Source organism: Halobacteriovorax sp. RT-2-4, from assembly GCF_047085445.1.
Classification (GTDB): Bacteria; Bdellovibrionota; Bacteriovoracia; order Bacteriovoracales; family Bacteriovoracaceae; genus Halobacteriovorax_A.
Window position 1 is genome coordinate 807,690 of record NZ_JBKIXY010000002.1, and the last position, 17,669, is coordinate 825,358.

Annotated in this window: 18 protein-coding genes; 5 read left to right on the forward strand and 13 right to left on the reverse strand. The window is 36.0% G+C overall.

The genetic code is table 11. The annotated features are described in order from the left end of the window. Positions 1-49: 49 nt before the first annotated feature. Genes rodA through mreC form a run of 4 tightly spaced genes read right to left on the reverse strand, consistent with a single transcriptional unit; the run spans position 50 to position 4,610 of the window. Positions 50-1,162 carry a rod shape-determining protein RodA gene (rodA, locus tag ACMAYL_RS14345; RefSeq protein ID WP_103217856.1) on the reverse strand — a complete coding sequence of 371 codons (1,113 nt, stop codon included), beginning with the start codon at positions 1,160-1,162 and terminating at the stop codon, positions 50-52. Between the two features lie 15 nt (positions 1,163-1,177). Then, positions 1,178-3,193 (reverse strand): penicillin-binding protein 2, encoded by a 2,016-nt coding sequence (gene mrdA, locus ACMAYL_RS14350; RefSeq protein WP_103217855.1) that lies wholly within the window; start codon positions 3,191-3,193, stop codon positions 1,178-1,180. Continuing rightward, on the reverse strand, positions 3,193-3,723 hold the full coding sequence (locus ACMAYL_RS14355) for a hypothetical protein (protein ID WP_103217854.1): 531 nt from the start codon (positions 3,721-3,723) through the stop codon (positions 3,193-3,195). The genes mrdA and ACMAYL_RS14355 overlap by 1 nt, the downstream gene beginning before the upstream one ends. Beyond that, entirely contained in the window at positions 3,720-4,610 is an 891-nt protein-coding gene (gene mreC / locus ACMAYL_RS14360) for a rod shape-determining protein MreC (RefSeq protein ID WP_103217853.1), read from the reverse strand. Before mreC ends, ACMAYL_RS14355 begins: the two co-directional genes overlap by 4 nt. Positions 4,611-4,739: 129 nt before the next feature. Here mreC and ACMAYL_RS14365 point away from each other — a divergent pair, with 129 nt between their 5' ends. From ACMAYL_RS14365 to ACMAYL_RS14375, 3 genes are all read left to right on the forward strand, one after another. After that, a complete protein-coding gene (locus tag ACMAYL_RS14365) occupies positions 4,740-6,203 on the forward strand; it encodes a SurA N-terminal domain-containing protein (protein WP_103217852.1) in 1,464 nt (487 codons plus the stop codon). 24 nt (positions 6,204-6,227) lie between these two features. Continuing rightward, entirely contained in the window at positions 6,228-6,458 is a 231-nt protein-coding gene (locus tag ACMAYL_RS14370) for a ferredoxin (protein ID WP_021268351.1), read from the forward strand. 116 nt (positions 6,459-6,574) lie between these two features. Continuing rightward, positions 6,575-8,413 (forward strand): hypothetical protein, encoded by a 1,839-nt coding sequence (locus tag ACMAYL_RS14375; RefSeq protein WP_103217851.1) that lies wholly within the window; start codon positions 6,575-6,577, stop codon positions 8,411-8,413. Positions 8,414-8,838: 425 nt separating this feature from the next. Here ACMAYL_RS14375 and ACMAYL_RS14380 read toward each other — a convergent pair whose 3' ends face one another. The 4 genes from ACMAYL_RS14380 to ACMAYL_RS14395 form a co-directional block, all read right to left on the reverse strand. Further along, positions 8,839-9,894, reverse strand: a complete 1,056-nt coding sequence (locus ACMAYL_RS14380) for a hypothetical protein (protein ID WP_412463407.1) — start codon at positions 9,892-9,894, stop codon at positions 8,839-8,841. Between the two features lie 74 nt (positions 9,895-9,968). Next, positions 9,969-11,108 (reverse strand): acyl-CoA dehydrogenase, encoded by a 1,140-nt coding sequence (locus ACMAYL_RS14385; protein WP_103217849.1) that lies wholly within the window; start codon positions 11,106-11,108, stop codon positions 9,969-9,971. A gap of 3 nt (positions 11,109-11,111) precedes the next feature. Further along, on the reverse strand, positions 11,112-11,903 hold the full coding sequence (locus tag ACMAYL_RS14390) for an enoyl-CoA hydratase/isomerase family protein (RefSeq protein WP_233189710.1): 792 nt from the start codon (positions 11,901-11,903) through the stop codon (positions 11,112-11,114). After that, on the reverse strand, positions 11,893-12,738 hold the full coding sequence (locus ACMAYL_RS14395; protein ID WP_103217847.1) for a 3-hydroxybutyryl-CoA dehydrogenase: 846 nt from the start codon (positions 12,736-12,738) through the stop codon (positions 11,893-11,895). The genes ACMAYL_RS14390 and ACMAYL_RS14395 overlap by 11 nt, the downstream gene beginning before the upstream one ends. 227 nt (positions 12,739-12,965) lie before the next feature. On the opposite strand from ACMAYL_RS14395, the gene rpsT reads away from it, so the two are divergent. Next, entirely contained in the window at positions 12,966-13,226 is a 261-nt protein-coding gene (gene rpsT / locus ACMAYL_RS14400; RefSeq protein WP_103217846.1) for a 30S ribosomal protein S20, read from the forward strand. Positions 13,227-13,304: 78 nt separating this feature from the next. On the opposite strand, the gene ACMAYL_RS14405 is transcribed toward rpsT, so the two are convergent. Then, the gene (locus tag ACMAYL_RS14405) at positions 13,305-14,273 is read right to left on the reverse strand and encodes a hypothetical protein (RefSeq protein WP_146037839.1); all 969 of its coding nucleotides are present in this window, start codon (positions 14,271-14,273) and stop codon (positions 13,305-13,307) included. After that, a complete protein-coding gene (locus ACMAYL_RS14410; protein ID WP_103217844.1) occupies positions 14,221-14,880 on the reverse strand; it encodes a hypothetical protein in 660 nt (219 codons plus the stop codon). The genes ACMAYL_RS14405 and ACMAYL_RS14410 overlap by 53 nt, the downstream gene beginning before the upstream one ends. A gap of 77 nt (positions 14,881-14,957) precedes the next feature. Here ACMAYL_RS14410 and ACMAYL_RS14415 point away from each other — a divergent pair, with 77 nt between their 5' ends. After that, the gene (locus ACMAYL_RS14415) at positions 14,958-15,488 is read left to right on the forward strand and encodes a DUF721 domain-containing protein (RefSeq protein WP_158246857.1); all 531 of its coding nucleotides are present in this window, start codon (positions 14,958-14,960) and stop codon (positions 15,486-15,488) included. Here ACMAYL_RS14415 and ACMAYL_RS14420 read toward each other — a convergent pair. The 3 genes from ACMAYL_RS14420 to ACMAYL_RS14430 are packed head-to-tail and all read right to left on the reverse strand — an operon-like array spanning position 15,471 to position 17,486. Beyond that, the gene (locus ACMAYL_RS14420; RefSeq protein ID WP_412471279.1) at positions 15,471-16,094 is read right to left on the reverse strand and encodes a methyltransferase; all 624 of its coding nucleotides are present in this window, start codon (positions 16,092-16,094) and stop codon (positions 15,471-15,473) included. The genes ACMAYL_RS14415 and ACMAYL_RS14420 overlap by 18 nt on opposite strands. Further along, entirely contained in the window at positions 16,078-16,665 is a 588-nt protein-coding gene (locus tag ACMAYL_RS14425) for an L-threonylcarbamoyladenylate synthase (protein ID WP_103217841.1), read from the reverse strand. The genes ACMAYL_RS14420 and ACMAYL_RS14425 overlap by 17 nt, the downstream gene beginning before the upstream one ends. Beyond that, entirely contained in the window at positions 16,662-17,486 is an 825-nt protein-coding gene (locus ACMAYL_RS14430) for a hypothetical protein (protein WP_412471280.1), read from the reverse strand. Before ACMAYL_RS14430 ends, ACMAYL_RS14425 begins: the two co-directional genes overlap by 4 nt. Positions 17,487-17,669 lie beyond the last annotated feature (183 nt).

Sequence of the window (17,669 nt, forward strand, 5' to 3'; positions counted from 1 at the left end):
AGTTGTTTTACTAATATAGATGCATTATCGATGCCAAAATCCCGCTCCTCTAAAAGAAGCGTCTTGTATTTGAAATAGAAGTCGCCACTCCAATACAAACCCCAAATGTCAAAAGTGAAGAACCACCATAAGACATTAAAGGAAGAGGCAGACCAACAACAGGTAATAACCCCATGACCATTCCCATATTAATAAAGGTGTGCCAGAAGAATATACTCATGACCCCGATAATGGTGACGGACTCAAAGATTCTACTGACGTTGACAGAGAGCCACACAAATCTAAAAAACAAGAAAAGATATAACCCAATTAATAAGATTGCTCCAAAGAAGCCATGCTCTTCATTATAAATAGAAAATACAAAGTCAGTATGATTTTCAGGTAAGTAGTTCAGGGAAGCCTGAGAGGACTTTCTAAGTCCCTTCCCGAATATTTTTCCAGACCCAATAGCAATCTTTGATTGAATAGCATTATAGCCAGTCCCTTTTGCATCCGCAGTTGGATTAATAAAGGTTTTAATACGATTTCTTTGATATTCTTTTAAACCGAATTGATACATCACTCCACCACTGACAAGACCAACAAGAGCGAGAATTAAAAGTGTCTTCCACTTAAGTTTTCTAAAGAACACCATCGTAAAGAAAATTAGAAGAATAAGAAGTCCTGTTCCTAAGTCCGGTTGAACTACAATTAAGATCGTCGGGATAAATGCCAAGATAGCAGGCTTAATTAAATCCTTGAGTCCAAGTTCACTATCAGGAGCATAATTTCTAAAGTATCTAGCGAGTACGAAAATAACAGATATTTTCATTAACTCTGAAGGTTGGAATCTAATTGGCCCAATCATTAGCCAACGTCTTGCCCCCATTCCTTTATGACCAAGAACAATAACCAATATTAGTAGAACAATATTAAATAGATAAATAGGCCATGCGAAACGATAAAGATTTTGTGGGTTAATAAAACTAATAACGAAAGCAATGACAATCGAAAGAGCATACCATCCAATTTGTACTTTAAATAAATTAGCATGTGCAGTAGAGGCAGACGCATGTGTTGCTGAATATAGATTAAGAATTCCGAAGAAAAAGATAACTGAACTCAAAAGAAAGAATGAGAAGTCATATCTTTTAAAAAATTCTTTAATATTTGATAAATCCATTAAGTTCTCACTTTTTTAATCTTCAGTTTGACCTTCGTCATCACCATCAGAATCTTCATTCTTCTTTTCTTTTTCGGCCCTAAGTCTTTCCGCTTCTTCACGCTTTTTTCTTCTATCAGCAAAGAAGTCTGACATGATTTTGCGATCTTCCTTGGCATAAATCTTATGAAGATCTGGCATATACTTTTTCATATATGTCGTTAGAACATTTCGAACAATAGGTCCTGCAGCACCTGATCCAGAACAACCGTGTTCAACAACAGCTGCAACTGCAACACGAGGATTTTCATATGGAGCAAAAGCCACAAATAACCCGTGGTGTCTCTGGTTATATGGTTTCTCAGAACATTTTTGAAATAGCTCAGTTGTACTCATCGAGATAACCTGAGACGTACCAGACTTACCGGCCATCTTTACACCAGTACCTCTAACCCACCAGCCAGTACCTCTTGGGTGGTTGGCCACTTCATAAAGACCCTGTCTTACATCAATCAGAGTTTGTTCACTCACCTTTGCTGTTTGAACTAGATCTTCCTTATAGCTTTTAATGATATCACCTTTATTATTAAAAACTTCTCTAACGATTTGAGGCTTATAAACCTTCCCACCATTTGCAATCGCAGCATAAGAAACAGCAAGTTGAAGTGGAGTTGTTAAAACATAAGACTGTCCAATAACACAACTTACCGTTTCACCATCTTGCCACTTTTCTCCAAAGCGTTTCTCTTTCCACTCACGAGTAGGAATTAGACCTGTTGTTTCTCTTGGAAGTGCAATACCTGTCTTCTCACCAAGCCCAAACATTCTCGAATATCTTGCAAGTACATCAATATCCAATTCAACTGCGATCTTATAATAATAAACATCAACAGATCTTCTTAGAGATTTGTATAAATCAGTTATTCCGTGTCCTGATCTTTTCCAGTCATTATAAGTACGACGACCTAGGCGGAAGCGTGGCCCACACATAACTTCATCTTTAGCTTTAATGATGCCTTCTTCTAAAGCAGCAATCGCTGTAAAAACTTTAAATGTAGAACCTGGAGCATAGTGATCTTGGATTGTACGATCTCGAAGTGGACGGTCAGGATTATTAATAAGAGAGTTCCAATACTCTGAAGTTAGCCCCTTAGAAAACTGCCCTGGATCAAATGAAGGACGAGATACCATCGTTAGGACTTCACCATTTCTAACGTCAACAGCAACAACACCACCAACTTTCCCCTCTAAGGATTTATAAGCAGTTTTTTGCATATCACGATCAATTGTTAATCTTAGGTTGTTTCCTGGTGTTGCTTTCTTATTTTCAATGCCCGCAAGAATATTACTAGTTCCAATAGAACGGCGCATACGCCCTCTAGCATCTACTTCCATAATTTGATAACCATCTTCTCCTCGAAGGTCCTGATCAAATCTTTCTTCAACACCTGCTTGACCAATAAAGTCTCCAAGCTTGTAATCAATATTATCTCTTTTGCGATAACGAGGTAGTTGGTTTTGAGAAATCTCACCGATATAACCAAGCAAGTGTGAGCCTACTTCCTTATCTCGATACTCGCGAGAAATAAATGTTTCAACTTGAACACCTGGAAGCTTCTCATTTTCTGTTTCAATGATGGCCACTTCTTTATTAGAAATATTTTTCTTGATACGAACAGGACGATAGCGTGCTTGCCCACGAAATTTCTTAAGAGTTGAGTAGATCTCCTTCTCAGTCATTTCAAGAATTTTAGCAAGCTTCTTAATCGTCTCTTTCTTATTGTCTAAGTATTGTGGAATAATAACTAAGTCAAAACGAGGTACGTTATCAACCATGAGTTGATTATTACGTGAAAAGATCATTCCTCTTGGTGCCTTAACTGTTTCTTTTCTTAAGCGGTTTTGAATTGAATATTGATACAGTAGATCACCTTGGTAAATCTGAAGGTACCATAAACGTATTAAAATAATCGCAAACGCGAGTGTAATTAAAGTAAATAGAATGTCGGCCCTAGTCTTATGAGACCGAACTACTTCTTCTTCAGCAAACATTAGACATTATTCCCCATAAGGCCTTCACTCTTCGTTCTCCAAACTTTATCAAGTAATGAAAAGAAGATAGGAGCTAATAAAGATAAAATAATACTCTCAGGAATAAAGCGCCAAAATTTCTGCACAATATAATCGAAGCTATCAAACTTTAAATATAGTAGTGATGAACTGATAAAAAACCACAGAACCTGAAAGAGAAAAACTGTCAGCATCGTGATAAAGCTACTTGTAAAGTGTAGAAGATCTCTTAGGTATCCAATCACAATACAAATTAAGATTCCCGAAATTGTTCCGTACTCCCACCCTTCAATTGAAAAAAGTGAATGAGTTAATTGAAGAATTAAAATGATAATTGCAAGATACGGAGTTTCCAATTTAAAACCAATATAAAGAACAAGAAGAACATTAAATGGAATCATGTATTTGTTAAGGCCAAATAGTGGTAAGAAAGCACTGGCCAAAACTTCTAGTACAATTAGGATTAATACAGTTATTAATAATCGAATTGGGATATCTGAAGACTTAATCATCTCCCATCTCCTTGTTGAGCATTATTCTCTAGAGCTTCCCACTCCACACGTTTCTTGTCTTGGTCCTCTGAAGGAACAAGAACAGCGACTTCTTCAAGTTTTGAAAAGTCGACAGTTGGAGTTACTTCTAGGTGTTGAGTAATCCCATAACTCTCTCGTTCAATCTTTGTGATAATACCAACAGGGATTCCTCGAGGATAAATATTTCCAAGTCCTGAAGTAATAACAAGATCATTCAAACGAACAGGATCTGTACGTACCACATACTTCATCACAGTACGCCATCCAGAATAACCTTCAAGAATACCGTATGAACGTGTGCGATTTACGATAACATCAACGCGGTTACTTGGATCAAGTATTGTTAGAATGTCGGCAAAGTGATCTGTTAAACGATAAACGTAGCCAACGATTCCATCTGAAGTTACAACTGTAGATTGCAACTTAATACCATCCTTGAAACCTTTATCAATACGAATAACTCTAAAGTCACTTGAAGAGTCCCATGCCACAACTTGAGCAGAAATCATTTCATGTTTAATTTTTTTACCAAAATTTAAGATTTGACGCAGGCGTTGGTTTTCTTGTTCTAATTGCTTTAACGCAAATACTTCCTGCTTTAACGAACCAATTTGTTCTTTCAAAGTAACATTTTCTTTCGACGCATTAACATTAAGCATATAGTCTTCAAAGAACGAAGCTACATTCTTGTATGCATTTGAAATGCCTCTTTGAAGAGGTGCCAACGTGTCCATCATAACATTTTCAAAAATTGAGGCTTCTTTGTAAGGTGCCTTACGCTTTGACACGCCGTAAAATGCAAGTGATAGAACAACTAGGTTTATGATTAATTTGGTTCGAGATCCTTCCGATGCAATTAGCTTCATTCTAATCCTAAGTTGCTATTTTTTTTTATATTAAAAGAGTACACAGGATTATTTAAACTGCCAATATTCTTTACGGAGTAGCATATTTAAGTGATAATAACGAAAATTAAAATTACATGGAGTGGTAAAATGTCATCTAATTTTCAGAAAAAATCATCGCAGATATTCCTGACTCTTTTCATCGGAATTATCGTTATTTCATTCATGGTTTCAGGCCCATTTTTCAATACGGGAACACCTGATTCAATTGGTAGTGTTGCTGGTCACGATATTAAGGTTCGCGACTTTAACATGGAAGTACAAAGACAATCTGATTTTTACTCAAAGTTTATTGGTGGAGGCCAACCTCTTACTTCTCAACAAATGAGCCAATATAAAGTTTATGACAACGCGATCAGAAATTTAGTTTTCCAAAAACTAAGAGTTGTTCTTTCTGAAGATCTTGGGATTCTTGTTTCAAAAGATGAAGTAATTAATGAAATTAAAAACACTTCTTACTTCCAAACAAATAAGCAGTTCGATATCAATAAATATAAAACTCTTCTTTCATATAACAAGTTCACTCCAGAAAATTATGAAGAAGAACAAAAAGAAAGAATTGCACTGACGAAACTACAAAACATTGTTCAACATGTTCCTGTTTCAAAAGCTCTTACTAAAGAATTAAATGAACTTTACAATGACAAGAGAAATGCAAAGATTATTACAATCAAAAGTGCAAACGTAAGAAAGCTTGTAACAATCTCATCTTCAGATATTACAGCTTTTCTAAAAGAAGAAGCTAATAAGGCTAAAGTAGAATCTTTATTTAAAGACAAGCTGCCTCTACTTAGTCAACCTGAGCAAGTTAGAACAAGACATATTTTAATTTCTACTGAAAATGGAAATGAAGCAGAAGCACTTAAAGAAGCAAACAAGATCAGAAAAGAAGTTAACACTAAGAACTTTGTAACTCTTGCTAAGAAATATACTCAAGAGCCACAAGGTAAAACGAACGGTGGAGACCTTAACTGGGTTAAGCGTGGACAAATGGTTCCAGAATTTGAAAAAGCAACATTTGCTCTTAAGAAAGGTGAAATCTCTCAGCCAGTTAAGACTTCATATGGTTACCACATCATTTACGCTCAAGATCGTAAAGAAGCGGTAGTTGCAAAAATTGAAGATCACCAAAGAGATATTGCAAAAGAAATTCTTCAAAAAGAAAAAGATGTTGCTCCTCTAATGGCAACAGCAATTAAAGAAGTACAAAAAGCAGCTTCAAACTCAAAAGCACTTAAGTCACTTGAAGAGAAGTACGGACTTGGTATTAAAGAAATCAATATCAATAAACTTGAAGGTGCTGGACCAACAGGTGAACTTGATGAGAAACAAGTTGCTGAAGTTTTCACAAAAGACTCGGGTCTATTTACTTTTGAAGACGCTACACAAACAACAATTGTTGCTACGACTCCTGCAAAATCAACAGATTCAAAGGGTTATGATGTGAACGCACTTACTAATATTAGTGCTCAACAAACTCTAAAAACTCTGCTAGATAAGTTAGGAAAAGAATATACTTTTAAGCAAAATAAATACGCACAATTACCACAGTAATTTTAAATAATTTGGAGAAGTGAGATGGCCGACAAAAGCGCAAAATTTGATCAAAATGTAGATGGAAAGTTCTATGTTGATGACCAATGCATCGCCTGTGATGCTTGCGTGATGGAGGCTCCTCGCTTCTTTGAAATGAATGACGACGAAGGCCATGCCTTCGTTAAGCTTCAGCCTTCAAATGATGCTGAACTTGAAGAGTGTATGTCTGCTCTTGAGGCATGCCCAGTAGAAGCTATTGGAGAGGACGGCTAAGTCCTCAATTTCTTTGCAACTCACCTCTCTTTTTTAATCTCCTAAACTACTAAAATCACATTAAATTAAATCAAATTGAATTAAAGTTATCTGCCCAAATAACCGAGTAGTATAATATGGTTATGAGGTTAAAAACCCTATTCATTCTAACGAGCTTAAGCTTTAGTGCCGTTGCAAAAAATAGCAATGACAATCAAGAAGCACGTTATCTTCAAGTTCTAACAAGTCAGAACCCGATGTTTGAAAGTGCCATGAGTGTTCCTGGTGTCAAGGATATGTATTCCGAATGCTATCGACAGGAATCAGAGAAAACATCATTTAATGGTGTTGAAGTTGGAAATTGTCTATGGGGAAAAATTCAAGCCGATGAAGGAACACTTAAGCAAATCAACAAACTAGTTGAGAAGCAGAGTGGAAAAGATGGATCCGGGCGCTATCGTACAACAATGGATACGGCCAAAGGAACATCAAAAGGACTTGAAACCTTAAAACAATTTCTTATCGAAAAGCTTGAAAAGGCCCTTTACGGAGAATTTGATAGTAAAACTGGCCAATACGATAAAATCGCAAGTCAAAAAACATTCTTTGAATTATATAAAACGCAACTTGGTAAAAATATTATCTCAGCAGCAACGAGCTACTGTATTGAATCAAAGAACTATGGTTACCCTCTCATTTCTGAAGATGAATCGGTAAGAGAAAAAGTTAAAAATGAAAACCTCGTTGGCCTAAATGAAACTATCATAAGAACAGATCCAAATACCGGTGAACAAAAACAAGTTCTAAAATCTGCAAGTAACTGGGAAGCATGTATTGGTAATATCAACGCTGTTTGCTACGCAGGGGCTGCCGGTGGAGAATTCAAAGTTTTCAACTCCGACCCGAATAACACACAAGGCGAGAAAAAGATCGTTCGTGCAGATATCATAAATACTTGTGCAAAACATGTTTCAGGTAAAGATAGTGACGAAAAAGTTGATAAGTGTGATTCTCTTGTTCGCTACTCATACCCAAGAGCCTGTAACGTCATTCAGTATATTGAGTTAGCAAGACAAAGTATTACAACAACAGATGGTATCGCAAAGAAGTTTGAAAAACTTCAAGGCACAGATAGCTTATCAAATGTAAAAATGTATGATTCACGAGAAAAGTCAGACGAGAGTATTGATGCTCTTACAACGATTTCTTCTGGTGAAGCAATGGACGCTGTTGCAAAAGGACAAAAAGAAGAGATTGCAGCAATGGAAGAATGTTATAAAGATGGCAAGATCGTTGATGCAGAGGCATGTAAAAACTTTCTTTCATCAAATAGAGAGGAACAGTACTCTCTTCTTGGAGAGCTAAAGGTACAAGAAGAAGTTACACTACAAAGACTAAAAGATATCGAAGATAATCCAGAGGAAGTTGCAAAACTTCTTATTGAAGAAGGTTACACTGAGGATGAAGCTAAGAATCTTGCAACTGTTCAAGGTGTAAAGGATCAAATTGCAAAACGTTATGAGGCCAAGAAAGACGCCATTCTTCAATCTCTAAGTGATGAAATCAAAAAACATACAACAAAGGGTGATGAATTTAGCGAAATTGAAGATCTTGAAACCATAGCGGCACTAGCAGAAAAAACGCAGAAAAAAGCCGAGAATTTCTCTAAGCTCGTACACTTTAATAATATCGTTTCTTCATACCTGGAAATTCGTAGTGGAGATGAAAACGAAGATACTCAACGAAACACGCGAGCTCTAGCAATGGAGATGAAAAACTCTATCCTTTCGGAAGAGAATCGTGAAAAGTACAAAGAGATGGGAGTTGATCTAGGATCGATTGGTTACTCTGCAGATGATCTTAATGAAAAATTTGCGACTACTGGAATGGACTATTCTGAATCTTCAAATGATGATGCCACACTAGATGTTGGTGATATTAACACTTATCTTTTAAGTTTATTTAAGGGTGAGTAGGTTTCTAAGTAATTCTGATTTTTTAAGTAAATTTTTTTGCTAACTTTCACTTCGTGAAAGTGTCGCTTTTCATTGCGAGAGTTTTGCTAACTTTAGCTTCGCTAAAGTGTCGCTTTTATTTTGCGACACCTTTCCCATTGCTCCTGAGACACATCCTGCGGCAAAAGTGCCCCAAAGGGCAGTTTTGAAGCAGAGATGAATGTGACCTAAGAAACAAAGAGCGTAGCTCGCGTGTTTCGGTCATGTAAGAAAGAATATTTACTCATTTTCACTTTGTGAAAATATCGTTTTCTTTGCGGTAGTTTTCCCATTGCTCCTGAGACAACAAAGCCGGGCTTGAACCCGGCTTGTTGAATTAGTTTTCTAGCTAAAGATTGGGGAGCTGGCATAGCGTCCAATAGTTTGCCTTTGGGCAAACAATGACGCTATTCCTCATCCATAATAGCTTTAACAGATGACTTAGTTTCAAAAGCGATATCCTGATCGTCTTCTGCATCAATATCATCAACTTCGTCAAAGCTCTCATCCGCTTCAATATCCATCTCACGAAGAACATCTACGAATGCCTTATCATCATTAAGATCTTTTAGAACTTCATCAATAACTTTTATCGGGTACTTACCAATAATCTCTTTTACATATTTCTGAAGCATTCCTTCTTCAAGAATTGAGATCTTATTCTTAATTTCTTTCCAATATCCAATATAGTGAAGACGACAGAAACCAGCTGTAGTCGCAGGATTATCACATCCTTTTGCTAAACACTCATCTGTATCACCTAGGAAGTAGTCTAAAGTTTCAGCAAGTCTGAATACTTCTTCAACTTTTTCTTCTTCAGTTGCCGGAAGTGGAGTCTTTTTAATTACTTCTTCTTCCTCGTCCTCTTCTTCTAAAATCTCGTCTTCACCAGCAACCTCAAGCTCTTCTTCTTCGATTTCATCTTCATCAAAAAGCTCTGGTTGCACCTCAACGATTTCTTCTTCAACTTCTACAACTTCTTCAACAACCTCTTCCTTCTTTGCTTTCGCTTTTGTTGGCTTTGTTGTTGCTTTCTTTGCAGTTGTTTTTTTCTCAGCTGCAGCCTTCTTAGTTGTCTTCTTAGCTGCTACCTTAGTTGTTTTCTTTGCTACTTTTTTAGCTGCAGCTTTAGTAGTCTTTTTCTCAACTTTCTTTGCTGCTACTTTTGTAGTTTTCTTTGCAACTTTTTTAGCGACTTTCTTTTCAGCTTTTTTGGCCACTTTTTTTGTTACTTTTTTAGCCGCTTTCTTTGTTACTTTCTTGGCAACTTTTTTGGCCGTCTTTTTTGTAACTTTCTTAGCTGCTGCTTTAGTTGTTTTCTTCGCAACTTTTTTTGCAGCTTTCTTAGCTGTTTTCTTAGCTGTCTTAGGTGCTGCTTTTTTAGTTGTTTTCTTAGTCGTTTTTTTCGCAACTTTTTTCGCAGCTTTCTTAGCTGTTTTCTTCTTAGTAGTTTTTTTGGCCATGCCTACTTTCTCCAAGATTTTCTTTAACATAACAAGTTAAAACCGTATCACTTCTCTTTCAATTGAACAACTATCTACTTTAAGCTCTTAAGCTCATTAGCAGCGATAACCACTCTTTGAATCTCTGAAGTCCCTTCATAAATTTCTGTAATTTTAGCGTCACGGAAGAATCTCTCAACCGGATACTCTTTTGTATAACCATTACCACCACAAACTTGAATCGCTTGAGTTGTAATCCACATTGCCGATTCAGCTGCAAATAGCTTTGCCTGAGCAGATTGTAGTGAATACTCTTCACCATTATCCTTTCTACGAGAAGCCTCCCAAATTAGAAGACGAGACGCAGCAAGTTTTGTACTCATATCAGCAAGTTTAAATTGAATCGCTTGAAGAGCGTGAAGTGGCTTACCAAACTGAACTCTTTCATTTGAGTAGTGCTTAGCATAACGGAATGCAGCTTCACCAATCCCAAGGGCCTGAGCAGCAATACCGATACGTCCACCATCAAGTGTATTCATCGCAATTTTGAAACCTTTTTCATACTCGCCTAGTAAATTTTCTTTTGGAACTCTAACTTTATCAAATGCGATTTGAGCTGTTGAAGATCCTTTGATCCCAAGCTTATCTTCACATTTCATAACTTCGAAACCTTCTGAGTCACATTCAACGATGAATGCAGAGATTCCTTTATAGTTATCAGTCTTAGAAGTTTTTGCAAAAACAACAGCGATATTCGCTTCTTTACCATTTGTAATGAAGTTCTTAGTTCCACTAATCTCGTAGTAGTCACCTTTATCTTCTGCATAAGTTGTTAATGAACCAGCATCAGTTCCTGCATTTGGTTCAGATAGACAGAAACAACCAATATGCTCACCTGTAGCAAGCTTTGGAAGATACTTTTTCTTTTGTTCTTCATTACCAAAGTTTAAGATTGGATAAACACATAAAGATGTGTGAGCTGAGATTAGTACCCCTGTTGAAGCACAAGCACGTGAAATCTCTTCCACGATAATCGAGTATGAAACGTAATCCATACCTGCTCCACCGTACTCTTCTGGAACATATGAACCTAGGAATCCGTTTTCACCAAGCTTAGCAACAAGCTCAGTTGGAATTTTTTCATTCTTATCAATAGAAGCCGCAAGTGGCGCAACTTCACTGTCTGCAAATTTAGAAACTAGGTCTCTAAGTTCTTGGTAGTCACTTAACATCATTTATTATTCCCCTTTAAATACAGGTTTTCTTTTTTCAACAAAAGCAGCTGTCCCTTCTTTCATATCGTAAGAAGAGAAGATATCACCAAAGTGGCGAGCTTCAATATCTAGACCTTCTTCAACAGTAAGGTCGTTTCCTTCATTCATAAGCATTTTTGAAATAGCTACAGCATTTGGTGAGTTCTTTGCAATAGACTCAAGTGTCTTCATTGCTTCATCAAGCATTTCTTGTTGAGTTTCAAATGAACGAACAACAAGGCCAATTTCTTTTGCTTCATTAATATCTACATTGCGTCCAGTATAGATGATTTCTTTGGCGCGATTGCGACCAATAAGCTTAGACAATCTTTGTGTTCCACCAAAGCCTGGAACTAGACCTAGCTTAACTTCTGGCTGACCAAATACTGCAGTATTTGTTGCATAGATAAAGTCACATGCCATTGCCATTTCGCAACCACCACCAAGTGCAAAACCATTTACACATGCGATAACTGGAATATTTAGACTTTCAAAAAGTAGCGTTACATCTTGTCCAAGAGTTGAGAAGTCATGTCCTTCATCAACACTCATATCACTCATCTCTGCGATATCGGCACCAGCAATAAATGCTTTCTCTCCAGCACCTGTAAAAATCATCCCTTTAAGGTCATGATTTTCGCTTAGTGAAGATAGGAAATCTTTTAGTTCATGAAGAACTTGTGAGTTAAGAGCATTGTACTTCTTCTCACGGTTTACTTTTAAAACTCCGATATCACCCATTTTTTCAAATGAGATTGTTTCAAAATTAGTACTCATAAACACCCTTTCCTACTTTACGTCCGAAGCGCCCAGCAGTTACATATTTTTTCAGAAGTGGACATGGACGATACTTTGTATCACCTAGACCATCGTGAAGAACTTCCATGATTGCAAGACAAGTATCAAGACCGATGAAGTCAGCAAGTTCTAATGGACCCATTGGCTGGTTACATCCAAGCTTCATTGCATCGTCAATACCTTTAGCTTCAGCAACACCTTCATAAAGTGTATAGAAAGCTTCGTTAATCATTGGCATAAGAATTCTATTTACAGCAAAGCCTGCTACATCGTCTGCGCGTACAACAGTCTTCCCCATTTTCTGAGCAGCTTCTTCCACAGCGTTGATTGTTTCAGAACTTGTTTCAAGCCCTGTGATTGTTTCAACAAGCTTCATTACAGGAACTGGATTCATAAAGTGCATTCCTGCTACTTTCGCTGGGCGAGAAGTTGCAGCAGCAATTTCAGTAATTGAAATTGAAGAAGTATTCGAAGCAAGAATCGCTTCAGGTTTTGCAATTTCATCTAATTGTTTAAAGATTTTAAATTTGATTTCTTTGTTTTCAGTTGCAGCTTCAATGAATAGATCACAATCCTTAAGGTCGGCCATATCAGAAGTTGTCGTAAGATTTGCAAGAGTCGCCTCAACGTAAGACTGCTCCCACTTCCCCTTTGAAACACCTTTGTCTAATTGCTTTTTGATAAAGTTGTGACCGAACTCAAGACCCTCGGCACTGATATCGTACATAAAAACTTTATAGTCATTCATAGCAGCAACTTGAGCAATTCCACGCCCCATTTGCCCTGCTCCAATAACGGCAATTTGTTTAATCATTGTGTCTCCTTTGTATTGGCATTGAAAGTACCTAATTTAAAAGGGATCGTCCATTAAATTACTGGTTAATAGGGCCTTATTTGGTCCTATGGCCCAACCAACAAAAACAACAAAATATAGTGACTTATCGTGTAATTTTAACTTTTCACTTGCAAAAAGGCCCTTGGCAGATTATAAAAAGGGGCTTATTAATTAGATGTTGAACAAGTTAAACGTAGGAGTCGATTGTGGCAAACCACAAATCTGCAAAGAAAAGATCTAGACAATCAATTGTTAGAAACGAAAGAAATACTGCAAGAAAAACTGCTGTTAAGTCAGCTGTAAAGAACGTAAGAAATGCTATTGAAGCAGGTAACAAAGAAGAGGCATCATCTCTACTAGTTAAAGCGCAAAAGCTTCTTTCACGTCTTTCTAAGCACGGAGTTATCAAAGGTAACGCTGCTGGTAGAAAAACATCTAGACTTGCTGGTCAAATCAACAAACTTTAATCTTTTTCGAAAGTTTGAATATATAAGAAGCGGAGATATTTCTCCGCTTTTTGTGTTTGTACTTATTTGAAGTTAATCCTATAGACTTAAGTATTCTCTTCGTAGACTGTCTCTCAACCAAAAGTCCTTTGACTTTGCCATGATTTCAAAATCAATCATTTTCTGTTGAAATTTAACTAATTCTTGGAAATCCCATTTACGAGAAGCAAGCTGAATTCCCCTATCGTATTTACTAGGTGTTTTTTTCGCAGCCAAATATGAAGGATCAATAACCTTATTTACATGCCCCTGGAATGAGCGGAAAAAATCGAGATATATTCCAAAATCGTCTTCAATAAGAAGAAGGTTCAAATAAAACCTTTTAAGATTTGATTGATTGAATAAATCTGCCTGATCAAAAAAATCCAATTTCTTAATCTTAATAAGAGTCTTGGCCTTATCGAGAGATATCATCCCACTCTCGTCAACATGGTGAGAAAGAATATGGCAGCAGTTGAAATAATCACTAGCATTTTCAGGCACAGACTTTTCAATAAAGTTTTTAATCTGAGCAGAGATCTGAAAACCAAAATATTTTGCAAAAACATCAAGGTATTGGCCAAAATGCCATGGCTTAGGAGCACTTAAAGAAAGTGCCGTTAAGTCATCTTTAGGAAATCCCTTAGGTAGCCTTCCCTTCGTTATAAAGATAATTGATTCATTAATTAAATGACGATTATTATTAAATGTATCAAATGCATTTGATTTAATATCTTGAGCATCAATTACAATGAATGGCCCTGATGGACCAAACAAACCACCACCAGCAAGAAGTTCTTGTTCAATAAAGTCGAGACTAAATTCATGAGGCCAAAGCTTCTTAGCTTTCTTGGCCAAGCTATCGCAAATAATTTTTGAAGTAAACTCATCTGGAACACTCAGATGATAAACACCATCAAATGCTTCTAGAACTGAAACGATCTTATCAATACCATTTAGTTCGAAGCTTTGCTTTTTAGAAGGCATATAGAAGTACCTCTCTAAAGTCTTCTCCGAACTCTTTTGCATCATCTACTAGAGACTTCTTGAATGTACCTCTATTCTTTACACTTCTTAGAGGTGCAGATGTATCAATGCCACCAACAGTATTTTCAATAATAAAAGAACTGTTAATCGTAAATTTCTTAGAGAAAATACTACGAGGAAATTGAGAATGATCTAACTTGTAAAATGATTCGTAGAATTTAATTTCTTCAAAGTTTGGTTTTTTAAAAACACTTACTTCAATATCAAAATCATATGCACCTTCAGTCGAAAGATAGAATGCATTTCTATTTCCACCAAGTTGATTTTTCTGATCATCACTCATCAGAGTATCACCTTGTTCCCTAACTTCCTTACCAGCAATTTTCTTACTTGTAATTTCAGCCAATAGTATTGCATCACTTCGATAATTCTTTCCAGAACGAACTCTTAAGTTACTAAATGAAGATAATGTCTCAACTATTTGATCTGTATAAATTTGAGATAGGCCAGTAATCCCGGTGTGATTCTTAACAACAAAAACTGTTACACTGTGCACGCCCTGGGCCTCAAAAGGATTACTTGAATCACTAAAACGATACCCCGCACAAGAACTTAATAAAACGATGCTTATAAGTATAAGAAACTTCATATTACTAATATGCCTAGGATTAATGGAATCGTCTATTACTTTGACTGTGAGAGCCTATTTAATATATGATGCATGCTGTGAAAAACCTGAAAGATATTCTTAAAGATATTGATACTGACGGCCAGCTGGCGCGCTATAAGAACTATGCTCCCAAGCAAAAAGGCCTTGGAAGTGTCGACCTTTTTGACTTCCTCGATCTTTCAAATTCATGGGATAGAATTGTTGGGCCAAGACTTTCACAATTTACAATTCCATTGAAACTTAAGCATAAGTCACTGACTATTTTAACGTCTCACCCAGTTTATGCTCAACAGCTTAAGTATATGGAAACAGAAATTATCAAGTCTATTGGTAATGTACTGCCACAAACAAAAGGTCATATTTCAAAGGTCTTTTTCCAAGTAGATAATCAATACTTCACAAAAAAGAAATCTTCTGTTGTTCAAAAAGAGAAGGTAAAACAAGAAGTTGAAAATAGACTTCACCCTCAGTCTCCTGAATACAAAGCAATTATGCAAGCAGCAGAAAATGAATTTAGAGATATTAGTGATAATGACTTGAAAGAATCTCTAAAGTCCTTATTCTTTCAATTAAGAACGAAAAAGTAAAAATATTGAAAAGGCATTTGTCTGATCTAACCTTTCAATTGAATAATTTTTTGAAATATTACTGATGACATTTTTTGTATCTTTATCTTCACGGCAAACAAAGAAGAAATATCCTTTTGGCGCTAATAACTCTGCGCCTTTTTTTAATAATGCTTCAAATTGGCCATCTTTATATTCGCGACATTTCCTAGTTCTTTCATCCAAAGCAGATCGTCCGCTGGCCTGATTAAAGTAAGGAGGATTCATAACAATGAGATCGTAAGAATTAGTAGCTAAGTTCGAGTCATCTAGTATATTACAAATTTGAGTTTTAAATTTAATACTTGGTAAGTACTTACGAAGTTGATCAATATTATTTTCAATATGTTCGAGGTATTCTTCTTGAAGCTCATAGAGATCAAGAGAAGTCGTGTTTAATGATACTTTATTTGATAGCTTTTGAATTATTTCAAGGGATATAACTCCACAACCACAACATAAGTCAGCAATTGTTTCTGGATTAATCGTTTTTGCCAAAAGGTAATTTACAACCGAGTCAGCAAGCTCAATTGAATCACGAGAAAAACGATAAAATTCAGGTTGAGAATAATCAGTAATTAATTCCATGCTTATCTAATGTTTCGAGAATATTTTTAATATCCTCACCTTCTCGTATTATTTTTGCACTCAAGCCAGATATAAAGACAATTGTTGAAGACTTCCCACTTGGAGTTAAAAACTCGGAACTGATAAAGTTCGTTTCAGGGCAATGCTTTTGCCAAAATAAGTTAGCTTCTTCAGTATCACTAATAGGATCTTCACCTGTTAAGTTTAGACTTGTAGAAGTAATGAAACCTGGGAAGTCCCTAATACATTCATCAATAATCTCATTTTGAATTACGCGAAAACAGATAAAGCTTGTTTCATCAAATGGACCTGTAGGGAAATTAAGTGACAAGCTAGCTTTTGGTAACCCTACTGTTATCTGAAACTTAAAGAGGTCATCAAATAACTCATCCAAACTCTCCGAGCCTCTAGAGATTGAAATAAGCTGTTGGACATCATTTGTTAAGATACTCAGAGGTTTGTTTACAGAAGTCCCCTTAATCTTTGCGATCAGTTCATATGTTTCTATTTCAAATGGATTTCCACCAATACCCCAAACTGTATCAGTTGGATAAATAAATATATTCTTCATAGGTCGACCATTATGTTCTTAATAATATTTTCGTCTCTTTGCCCTAGATATAGTAAATGAAATGCAATCCAGCTACTATTTTTTTCATTTAACTTCTCTGACAGATAAGTTCTTTCAATACTAAAAATAGGTCTTTCAAAAAACTTATCTTTCTTAACTAATTCTCGCTTAAAGACAGGATTTCTAAGTCCAACAATCAATGACATCATTTTTTCAAAATTATATGACTGATAAGATGAAGCTACCTTCTCAATTAACTCATCCCTCTTTTTTCCTATATTTGGAATATTATATTCAAACAAAATATTTCCATAGTCATCAAAACCTTGAATCGCAGGAGTATTAAAATAGCGCTCGACAAGTCTTTGCTTCAACTTAAAGTCTTCTAATTCCTGAACCCAAAATGGAGCGAGCTTGATTCCAAATTTATAACTAGAGAGATCAAACTCAAGAGTCGAGCCAAATGTTTGGTTTAGAAGCTGTGATAGTTTTAATCGACTATCTCCAGAAGAGATATGAGTGAATTTTTTAAAAAGCATTAGTTTATAAACTTCATCAATACTTGAGTTATTAATAATATCAAAAATACGTATGAGTGCTCCCTCATACCTTGCTCTTGCTTCACGCGGAATATTTTCATTAATCCAAACTGGATATAATTCGATATTTCTTTTTAAAAGGTCAATGATTACACCAGTTAACCATTCTGCTTTATTTAAAGAAGAAGCGATGACAATTTCTAACATCAATTGATGAAAGTTTTCTCTTTCTAACTTTTTCAAAAACTTCTGATGTCCAATATTTTTGCTATCAAACTTCATCTTTAAAGCTTCTTCGATTTCCTCGAGTGCTTTTAATGAACGACTCTCTTTTTTATTTTGAACAATAAGATCTGAATAAAATAGCTCCTGACATTTTGCCTGAAACTCAATCCACTGGTTTGAGGACTGGCCAGAAGTTGTAAATGCATAGATTAAATTAAATTCAAATTGTGAAATATTTGA

Excerpts from the sequence above, each read along its gene's own strand:
- rodA (WP_103217856.1), bottom strand. The coding sequence starts at position 1,162 with ATGGATTTATCAAATATTAAAGAATTTTTTAAAAGATATGACTTCTCA.
- mrdA (WP_103217855.1), bottom strand. The coding sequence starts at position 3,193 with ATGTTTGCTGAAGAAGAAGTAGTTCGGTCTCATAAGACTAGGGCCGAC.
- ACMAYL_RS14355 (WP_103217854.1), bottom strand. The coding sequence starts at position 3,723 with ATGATTAAGTCTTCAGATATCCCAATTCGATTATTAATAACTGTATTA.
- mreC (WP_103217853.1), bottom strand. The coding sequence starts at position 4,610 with ATGAAGCTAATTGCATCGGAAGGATCTCGAACCAAATTAATCATAAAC.
- ACMAYL_RS14365 (WP_103217852.1), top strand. The coding sequence starts at position 4,740 with ATGTCATCTAATTTTCAGAAAAAATCATCGCAGATATTCCTGACTCTT.
- ACMAYL_RS14370 (WP_021268351.1), top strand. The coding sequence starts at position 6,228 with ATGGCCGACAAAAGCGCAAAATTTGATCAAAATGTAGATGGAAAGTTC.
- ACMAYL_RS14375 (WP_103217851.1), top strand. The coding sequence starts at position 6,575 with ATGGTTATGAGGTTAAAAACCCTATTCATTCTAACGAGCTTAAGCTTT.
- ACMAYL_RS14380 (WP_412463407.1), bottom strand. The coding sequence starts at position 9,894 with ATGGCCAAAAAAACTACTAAGAAGAAAACAGCTAAGAAAGCTGCGAAA.
- ACMAYL_RS14385 (WP_103217849.1), bottom strand. The coding sequence starts at position 11,108 with ATGATGTTAAGTGACTACCAAGAACTTAGAGACCTAGTTTCTAAATTT.
- ACMAYL_RS14390 (WP_233189710.1), bottom strand. The coding sequence starts at position 11,903 with ATGAGTACTAATTTTGAAACAATCTCATTTGAAAAAATGGGTGATATC.
- ACMAYL_RS14395 (WP_103217847.1), bottom strand. The coding sequence starts at position 12,738 with ATGATTAAACAAATTGCCGTTATTGGAGCAGGGCAAATGGGGCGTGGA.
- ACMAYL_RS14405 (WP_146037839.1), bottom strand. The coding sequence starts at position 14,273 with ATGCAAAAGAGTTCGGAGAAGACTTTAGAGAGGTACTTCTATATGCCT.
- ACMAYL_RS14410 (WP_103217844.1), bottom strand. The coding sequence starts at position 14,880 with ATGAAGTTTCTTATACTTATAAGCATCGTTTTATTAAGTTCTTGTGCG.
- ACMAYL_RS14420 (WP_412471279.1), bottom strand. The coding sequence starts at position 16,094 with ATGGAATTAATTACTGATTATTCTCAACCTGAATTTTATCGTTTTTCT.
- ACMAYL_RS14425 (WP_103217841.1), bottom strand. The coding sequence starts at position 16,665 with ATGAAGAATATATTTATTTATCCAACTGATACAGTTTGGGGTATTGGT.
- ACMAYL_RS14430 (WP_412471280.1), bottom strand. The coding sequence starts at position 17,486 with ATGAAGTTTGATAGCAAAAATATTGGACATCAGAAGTTTTTGAAAAAG.